The organism is Streptomyces sp. NPDC053750, from assembly GCF_044544295.1.
In the GTDB taxonomy this organism is placed as follows: Bacteria; Actinomycetota; Actinomycetes; order Streptomycetales; family Streptomycetaceae; genus Streptomyces.
The window spans coordinates 30,184-38,708 of record NZ_JBITXB010000034.1; the positions used below are offsets into that span (position 1 = coordinate 30,184).

The window sequence follows — 8,525 nt, forward strand, 5'->3', positions numbered from 1 at the left end:
CCACAGCCGCACCGTGGCATCGATGCTGCCGGAGGCGAGCATGCCGTTGGGTGCGAAGGCCACCGACGTGACAGCGTAATCGAGGGGCATCTCCATCAGGGGGTCGTCGCCGGGCCCCATCCAGACCGGGTTACTGGTGAGGCTGGCTAGGCGTTCACGAGTGGTCAGGTCGTGCACGTGAATCAGCTCGTCCCTGCTGCCGTCGGCGACCCAGGTCCCGTCAGGGGAGATCGCTACAGAGGCCACAACGTCCTCATGTCCACGGAAATGGCTGAAAGTACCAGTGGTGAGATCCCACAGGACTGTTGCGTACGAAGCGATGACGAGTTCGGAACTGTCAGGTGAGAACGCCATCGCTCGTACACGCTTCTCCTCGGCACGGAAGATCTCTGGAAGTCTTCCGTGCAAGACGCCCCGCCTGAACAGTTGCTCGGCGTGTGACTGCCCTCCTCCAGATGGCTTGGGCCGTCTCAGCGGCTGTGCTGCAGCAACACGTCGGAATTGGGCCCGCCACGGCTTCAACTCAGGTGAGCGGGGGCCGGGGGCAGGACGGTCTTCTCCTGTTTCGTCCCACGAGAGCAGTGTCCGCACCAGCAGGATCAGCCTTTCCTCAGCCACAGGCTTGCCGGTGAAAGCCTTGTTCAGCGCTGCGAGTGAAAGAACTGTTACCGGATCAATCCCTGCCGCCCGGCCTTGTATGTCCCGATATGTGGGATTCCCTCGGTGTACCCGAAGGAGCCTCAGTCTCTCCCCTTGTGCCTGCAACAGTGTCTCGTACGCTTGGGCACCGTCTTCTTCCGCGAGACTCTTCGCCATGGCCCTCCCCTAGCTCTCCCGCGAGTTCGCAGGTTAACGGCTCGGCGGCCGAACAAGGCGGAACACGCATGGCAGGGGCGCTGTGTTCCGGCCTTTCGGATCTGTTCTGTTTCTGCAGGCCAGGGCGCTACGGCGGTCATGTTGAGCACATGACTACAAATCAGAACCACCAGACGCCAGCTCCTTCGTCTGTGAAGAAGGCTGACCCAGGTGATCCCTTTCTGTCCCTGCACACCTCAGTCGTGATGCTGACCGCACTCGTCATCGGCGTCACCGTCGGTGGCCTCACCGCACTCACGGGTGTGCCAGTTGCCGGCGCAATCCTCGCCGGGTTGGCGGGCGCCGGAAGCAGCGTCCCGGCTCTCCGAAATCTCATCCAGTAGCTCCCTCGCGCGGGCCGAGCTGGTGGTCCTGCCCCAGGACCAGGCCAGGTGGAGGGGGTACCAGCGGCTCAGGGCCCGGCCATCTGGCCGGGCCCTTCGAGAGGGGTGTCATCAGCCGCAATCGGGGGTGTCACGTCGCTGCCGGACCACTGCGGCCGGAGAGCCCTGTGCGTACGGAGTCTCCATCGCGACGCATGTACTTGATCAACAGAGGTTCGATCGCCGGCCTCACTCAGGCCTTCGGCGACTGCCGCCGCGATGACAGCGCCCCAACTGGGCTCACGGCGCGCTGCTCGTGTTGCCACGTGAAACGGGGCGCCGGGCCCGGGCGCAGGCCCCACCCCCCATCACCGGGTGACGTGGTGCGCTCGGTACGGGCCGACCATGGCAGGTCGGCGAGCTGCGGCCCGGGGCGCGGGTCGGGCCGTGCCGATGATCTTCATCGGCTGAGGACCGGTACTTCGCCGCCGCGGACGCCGACGGTGCTGCTGCGGGTCTCGGTGAACTCGCCCGAATCGGCTCCGCCGCCGGTGACTTGCCAGGTGACGGTCCAGGTGGAGATGGCGGTCAGCGGGTACTGCTCGCCGGGCCGGCCGCTGCTGATCTGGCTGTAGCGGTGCCCGCAGTCGGAGGAGTCGGCCATGCCCACGCTCGCCTGGTAGGGGGTGCCGGGGCCAGCACAGGTGACGGTGGTGCCGTCGCCCATGGTCCAGCGGATCGAGGTGACCGCCGCGGTGGCGGTCACCGTGACGCCGCCCGCGGTCGCCGTCGCCATGGCGGGCCCGTAAGTGGTCGGGCCCTGGCGGCCCCCACAGCCACATCGGCATCCCGACGACATACCGGCCCGCCGCCCGCGGCGAGGCGATGTCCGGGCCAACGAGTTTCATCGAATCCACCGCCCGCCGGGCAAGGACCGCCGGATCGATGGCGGGCTGGGCAGGCGCCTGCCCGCCGTCGGGAATCCACTCAGCGGAAGGGCCAGGTGGGACGTTCTGGTGATAGCGGGTCCAGCCGTCCGGTTCACCGTGTCATCGCGCTGGTTGCTCAAATGATGCTCAGGAATCCGCAGATGCCATGGTGTGTACATGTCGTTACGCATAGTGTTCGGGGCACTTGATCGCCACGGGGGCGATCCACCAGAGATTTGGTGGCTTCATGAACAGTGCCCGCATATCCAGAAATGTGCTGGCCCTTACCTGTCTGACTGTCCTCGCCGGACTGACCACCGGCGGTACAGCAGTCGCCCAGGAGCCGTCGCCGACGGTCACCGACACCACCGTCGTGGAGACCGCTCCGCCGCCCGAGCCGGAGGAGAGCGACCTCATCGAGGGCGCTCCCACCGGTGAGGCCCCGGCTCCCACCACGTCGCCCGCACCGGATCCGACGGTAGGAGACGGCGAGATCGGCCTGCCGACGTCCAAGCCGAGCGCAACCCTGGAGGCCAGGCCCTGCGAGCCGGGCTACCGGTACACGCCCACGAGCAAGAGCAAGGACTTCCACAAGGGCGTCGGCGCCGAACAGGCCAACTACAACGGCACCTCGCGCACCGCGAAGTCCACTTTCACCTCCGAGGTGACCGGCAAGGTCGGCATCGCCTACTCCGGCGAGCTGAAGGTCGGAGCCTCGGTCGCGGTCGCCGAGATCGAGGGCAAGTTCGGCATCAACCTGTCCGTGGAACTCACGGCCAGGCTGGGCAACACCATCGCCGTCGACACTCCACCGAAGCGGACCACCCACGCCCGCTACGGCATCTACCGGCTCAAGTCCTACGGCTACAGCCAGTACCTGTATGCCAACTGCACCAAGGGCGTGAAGAAGAACGTGACCATCTACACGCCCCGCCGGACCGGCTGGGTGCTGTGGGAAACCAAGTGACGGTCCGCCGCAGGACAGCGGCGTGGACCCTCCTGCTGCTGACGGCAGCCGGCTGCACCTCCGGCAACGAAACCGACGACGACGCCACGACTCCGGCGCCCAAGACGTCGAACCCCGCAGCCAGTCAGCACAGCGCCACGCTCACGCCACCGGCACTCGACCCCGAGGCCGGTGAGACCATCGCTGGCCAGCGGGGCGAGACACGCGGCAACGCGAGCTTCTCCTACAACGCCGGTACCACGCGCAAGGCACTCATCGTCGCGGTCAGCTGCCAGGGCACCGGCACCATTAAAGTCGGCGTGCCCGTCCTGGGAACCAGCTTTCCGCTCGAGTGCAGCACGGAAGAGCCCGCCGTCACCTACAACCAACTCGTCATGAACGCCGCCCACAAGGCCGGCACGGTGACAGTCACGGCACCCTCGACCGTCACCTGGGCCGTCACCGTGGGACGTGGCAACGCTGCGGAGGAAGAGTCCCCCACAACAGGGTGACGTCCGCCATCAGCGCCTGGCGCATCGACGGCCAGTCCGCACCACCAGCGGGCTGGCCGTCAATCATGCACACCGTGCACGGCGGCCAGGCCGGGTCTGTCAAACGAGCGATTTACTGATCGTTTCAGAATGAGACCGGCAGGCCGGGTGGCAGTCAGTCGTCGAGTCGTTGAAGGATCTGCGTGAACTCGCCGGTCTCGATCAGACCGGCGAGGACCCGGGTCATGTTGCTGATGCCAGCGTCGCGGACGATGAGCCCATCCGAGCACCAAAAGTAGCGGCCTCCCAGGGCCTCTCCGCTCTTCGCCCACCGCTTCATCAGGACCTCGACCTGGGCAACAGTGCAAATGGTCACGCTCCACCGCGAACCATCGGGCAGCCTCACTTCGACGTCGATGTCGTCCACCGTCTCCAGCTCCTCGCCGGCATTCGGGAGGAACGCGGCCTCGAACTGTGCCGTACGGACGCGGTACCAGGGTCCATCCCAGCTGCCCGATGGTGTGCTGTCGCTCATCGGGCGAGTGTGCCGGGCCGATTCGCCCTCCTCAACCGCTTTGTTCTGGCACGCTTCCGGCGTGAACAACGATCTTGTGCCCGACGACCTGTGGGAGCGGATAGCCCCCCGCGCCGACTTTGGCGTCAAGCGGCTGTGCCGGGTCCTGGGGGTGTCCCGCTCCGGCTTCTACCGCCACCAGGCCACCGCACCTGTCCGCGCCGAGCGCCAAGCGGCGGAGGAGCGGGCGGTCGCGGAGATCCGCGCCATCCACACCGAACACCACGGCGCCTACGGCGCCCCGGGGCATGCCGAGCTCCGGTCGCGCGGGCGGAAGATCAACCGTAAGCGTGTAGCCCGGCTGATGCGCGTCAACCACATCATCGGCCGGCACCCGCGGCGCAAGAAGCGCACCACGATTGCGGACAAGACCGCGCCTCCCGCCCCGGACCTGCTGATGCGCGACTTCACCGCGGGCGCGCTGGACACCAGATGGTGCGGCGACATCACATACATAGCCGCCGGCTCCACCTGGCTGTATCTCGCCACGGTCATCGACATCTGCTCGCGCCGCGTGATCGGCTGGTCGATCGCCGACCACCTGCGCACGTCCCTGGTCACCGACGCGATCGAGATGGCCGTCGCCGCCCGCGGCGGCCACGTCAAGGGCGTCGTCTTCCACACGGACAGGGGCGCCCAATACGTGAGCCGGACCTTCGCCGACACCTGTCGCCATCACGGCATCCGCCGCAGCATGGGACGCGTCGGATCGAGCTACGACAATGCCCTGGCCGAGTCCTTCTTCCAGAGCCTCAAGCGGGAGTTGCTCCACGGAGGGCGCTGGACTTTGAAGGCACAGACGCGACTCGAGCTATTCCGCTGGCTCGCCTACTACAACCGGCGCCGACGTCACTCCGCCCTCGGCTACCTCACACCGATCGAGTTCGAACAGCGGCTGATCACACCACGCACGCTGTCACTCGTCGCATCAAACCCGGTGTCCACTCCCGGGGATCAACCTCAGGTTGACCTGCTCCGCCGCCGCGTGCTTCTGACCTTGACGAGGCACTCGTACGATTCGCGGTCGAGCGGGTGCTCCGCCTGGTCTGCGGGCGGATCTGGACGCGCCGCGTAAGCAGCGGAAGCCGACCATGTCCGGGGTCACCGCCGGCCCTCACGGATGTCTGTTCGGTGGCGGCTTCCAGAAGCTGACGCGCGGAGTCCGGGTGAAGCGGATCGGGCCCGTGGGCCAGGCCTCAACGACCATTTCAGGCCAGGCTCGCATCGACTCGGGGAGTCACCAGTACATGTCATCGGTCAGCCAAATGTAGGCGGTGCCCCGGCCGGGGGCGCTTGCACATGCGGTCTTACCAGTCCCGAAGCCGGACACATCGCTGCGCCCTGACTTTCCGTCTCAAACCAGTCCTAGAAATCCGTACCTCCTCTGGGAGGCTGGCTCTCACTTCAACGCAGCCCGCTTACGGACTGCGCCTTGTAGCCACCGAAGGAGAAAGCTGTGCGCAGACTTCGTAGCGTTATGGTCGGCGTCAGTGCAGCCGCAGGCTTGCTCTGTATCGCCTCAATGGCTCCTGCTCAGGCAGAGACTGCGGGAGCAGCCGCCTGCCGGATCAGGGCCACTCATGGCAACGACTGGGCGCAGGGCGACAACTGTTCTGGGCTAGCTAGCATCACAGTCAACGACGGGGAGGCCGACGGCAACGGCGTGCGAACGGAATACTTCCTCAACACAAGCGGCACAATGCGCACGTTGCGCGATAGCAACGGCAGCGCTGGCGGGCCCGCTTATGCCTCGCACACCTACGCGTCGGTAACCCAATTCCGCGTGTGCGAAGCGACCAAAGGATGCGGTCGTTGGCATTACCCGTCATGGTGATGCGTGTTTGTCCTCGCCAACGAGTCAGAGGGGGTGTCGAACTGGCGACCTTGCGTAATCGGGAGTCGCGTATTCCTCAGCGTGTGAGAACTCGTGCTCACCTCGACTCCGGGACGCTGATCGTCGTCCCCGACCCCCGGGCCGGCGCAGGGCGGCTGCGTGGACGGCCTCAGCCTGGCGGCGGCGCCGGACACAGGCCGCCTCGGTCGGCGACCTGCGATGCGGGCGGCAGCGAGCGGGGCGCTCGCTCGGGTGAATGTGGCCGCCCGCGCGAACTGCCGCCGGTGCGGGGTGCGTCGTGCCGGTGAGGCGTCCCCTGGGGTGTGGACACGGGGGTTCATGCCGCGAGGGTGAGTCTATGCTCTGCCCGGTGTCGCTGTTCGAACTCGATGGGTGAGAGGTAGCCGTGGGAGCTGTGGCGCCTGCGGGTGTTGTAGTACGTCAGCCACTGGAAGATCTCCAGCCGGGCCTGCTGCACCGTCGTGAACACCCCGCGCAGGGCTTCTCTCTTCAGCCCCTGCCAGAACGATTCGGCCAGGGCGTTGTCGTAGCTCGACCCGACACGACCCATGCTCCGGCGGATGCCGAAACGGTCGCTGACGTGGGCGAACGCCGCTGAGGTGTATTGCGATCCCCTGTCCGCGTGGAAGATCACTCCGTTCACGTGGCCGCCGCGGGTCGCCACCGCCATCGTGAGCGCGTCGACGACAAGCTCGGTCCGCATGTGCGTGGCCATGGACCAGCCGAGCACCCGGCGCGAGCAGATGTCCAGGACGCACGCGAGGTAGAGCCAGGTGCCGCCGACCTGCACGTATGTGATGTCGCCGCACCACTTCTCGTCCAGGTTCTCGGCGGTGAAGTCGCGTCGGACCAGGTCCTGCGCGGGCGGCGCGAGCCGGTCGGGGACGGTGGTGCGCTTCCGCCGCCGCAGGTGCCGGCCCTCGATTCCTTCCCGGCGCATCAGCCGCTCGACCCGCTTGCGGTTGACCGTGTGCCCGAAGCCCCGCAACTCAGCGTGCACGCGCCGCACTCCATAGGTGCCACGGTGGTCGGCGTGGATCTCGCGGATCTCCGCGACCAGTGCGTCGTCGGCCGCCCTGCGCTCGGCGCGGGCCGCCGCGCCGGCCGTCCACCGGCAGTAGCCCGAGCGCGAGACGCCGAGGACCCGGCATATCCGCTGCACGCCGAAGTCGGCGCGGTGGAGGGAGATGAAGTCCCAGCGGCCGGTCATGCCCTCATCTCCCGGGCGAAATACTGGGCCGCCCGCCGCAGGATCTCCCGCTCCAACTGCCATTCGGCCTCGGCCTTGCGCAGACGGCCGAGCTCGGCCCGCAGCCTCGCCAGTTCCTCGTCCCGGCCCTCGACGGCCTCGCCGCCGCGGGCCCGGCCCGCCTGCTCGTCGGCCTGACGCACCCAGGACCGCAACGTCTCGCCGGTCACCCCGACATCCGCCGCAACCGCCGCGTACGTGCGCCGACCGGCGGCAGCGCGATACAGCGCCACCGCGTCGTTCCTGAACTCCTCCGGATACGGAGACCTACGTCCCACAGGACACCCTTCCTCGGACCATCAAGATCCATTGTCAGAGTGTCCACACCCCAGGGGTCACCTCAGTCCCTGGTCTCGCCCTGCTGTACATACGTGTCGAACGTGTTCGACAGGGCCGATGTGGAGGGATCGATGGTCACCGGGTACTGCCTCGCCGGGTCGGTGAGCCAGCTCTCGTCTGGTGTGATGACGAGGTCCACGGTGTTCTTGCCCGTGGGCACGACGTCCATGTCGACACGGTGGCGGTTGGCGGGCAGCCCGGACCGCTCGTCGACGGCCGCGTCCCACATGATGGGGGCGGGCATCACGGCCCGATGCCTGCCGGCGGCGTCGGTGAAGACAACGGAGCCGTCGTTCTGCTCATCAGCTTTCAGGCCCACCGTCTTCAGCGGCAGGGTGTAGCGGTAGCTGCCTGATGGCCGCTCACGCAGCCTGACGAACTGCTCGAACCCGGTCTGCGTCGCTTCAACGATCACGTCGGCGCCCGGGAGGGCGTTGCGGTAGGTGGCCTTGCTTCCGTTGAGTTGAGGCTCTGGCAGACCGCCCTTCCACTGCAGGGTGATCCGCTGTTCTCCTGACCCCATACTCGCCAGGTCACGCGGCTCGGCGGCCCGGGCCGCCCTTAGCGACTTCGGCAGCGCTCCGCCGCCCGCGTTCAGTCGAAGGTCATGCGGGTGAACCTTCGGCGCGAGCGTGCCATCTCGCTTGGCCAGAGAGGTCTCGATCGTGTGCCAGGTGCCGTTGCGCTTGACGCGCTCTGGCCCGGCAGAGATCTCGGAGGTGAAGCTGCCGTCCGGGTTGGCGTAGGTCCGGGAAGTCTCCGTGCGCTGACTTACCAGCTCGACAGGCTGCCCCGTGCGGCGGGCCTCGACCCGGGCCGTCGGCACCTCCCCGGCATCAGACGGAACCGCAGCCGCAGCAGGTGCGGCATTGAGGTTCCCCCGCTGCGCGGGAGTGGTTGACTAGCAGGTCAGGGCGGATTGACGTGGTTTCAGGTTCACTTGTTCGGCCGCTGCCCGGCTGGC

7 protein-coding genes and 1 pseudogene are annotated in these 8,525 nt (G+C 67.2%); 3 read left to right on the forward strand and 5 right to left on the reverse strand.

The annotated features are described in order from the left end of the window. Both ACIGO6_RS39785 and ACIGO6_RS39790 read right to left on the reverse strand, forming a co-directional pair. Window positions 1–816: WD40 repeat domain-containing protein (locus tag ACIGO6_RS39785; RefSeq protein ID WP_399885377.1), on the reverse strand; the 816-nt coding region annotated here is incomplete at its 3' end. Between the two features lie 822 nt (window positions 817–1,638). Then, window positions 1,639–1,974: a hypothetical protein gene (locus ACIGO6_RS39790; protein ID WP_399885379.1), complete on the reverse strand. Its 336-nt coding sequence runs from the start codon at window positions 1,972–1,974 to the stop codon at window positions 1,639–1,641. A 380-nt stretch (window positions 1,975–2,354) separates the two neighbouring features. Here ACIGO6_RS39790 and ACIGO6_RS39795 point away from each other — a divergent pair, with 380 nt between their 5' ends. Together ACIGO6_RS39795 and ACIGO6_RS39800 are read left to right on the forward strand one after the other, a co-directional pair. Further along, window positions 2,355–3,074, forward strand: coding sequence for a hypothetical protein (locus tag ACIGO6_RS39795; protein WP_399885381.1), 720 nt, complete (start codon window positions 2,355–2,357; stop codon window positions 3,072–3,074). Then, window positions 3,071–3,565, forward strand: coding sequence for a hypothetical protein (locus tag ACIGO6_RS39800; RefSeq protein WP_399885383.1), 495 nt, complete (start codon window positions 3,071–3,073; stop codon window positions 3,563–3,565). The genes ACIGO6_RS39795 and ACIGO6_RS39800 overlap by 4 nt, the downstream gene beginning before the upstream one ends. Before the next feature lie 154 nt (window positions 3,566–3,719). On the opposite strand, the gene ACIGO6_RS39805 is transcribed toward ACIGO6_RS39800, so the two are convergent. Continuing rightward, window positions 3,720–4,079, reverse strand: coding sequence for a hypothetical protein (locus tag ACIGO6_RS39805; protein ID WP_399885385.1), 360 nt, complete (start codon window positions 4,077–4,079; stop codon window positions 3,720–3,722). Window positions 4,080–4,185: 106 nt separating this feature from the next. On the opposite strand from ACIGO6_RS39805, the pseudogene ACIGO6_RS39810 reads away from it, so the two are divergent. Beyond that, window positions 4,186–5,046, forward strand: a pseudogene (locus ACIGO6_RS39810) (IS3 family transposase); the annotation flags it as partial. A gap of 1,243 nt (window positions 5,047–6,289) precedes the next feature. Here ACIGO6_RS39810 and ACIGO6_RS39815 read toward each other — a convergent pair. Together ACIGO6_RS39815 and ACIGO6_RS39820 are read right to left on the reverse strand one after the other, a co-directional pair. Beyond that, a protein-coding gene (locus ACIGO6_RS39815; protein WP_399885388.1) for an IS3 family transposase occupies window positions 6,290–7,500 on the reverse strand; the annotation gives its coding sequence in 2 pieces (ribosomal slippage) (window positions 6,290–7,248 and window positions 7,248–7,500; 1,212 coding nt in all). A gap of 62 nt (window positions 7,501–7,562) precedes the next feature. Then, window positions 7,563–8,387, reverse strand: a complete 825-nt coding sequence (locus tag ACIGO6_RS39820; protein WP_399885390.1) for a hypothetical protein — start codon at window positions 8,385–8,387, stop codon at window positions 7,563–7,565. Window positions 8,388–8,525: the final 138 nt, after the last annotated feature.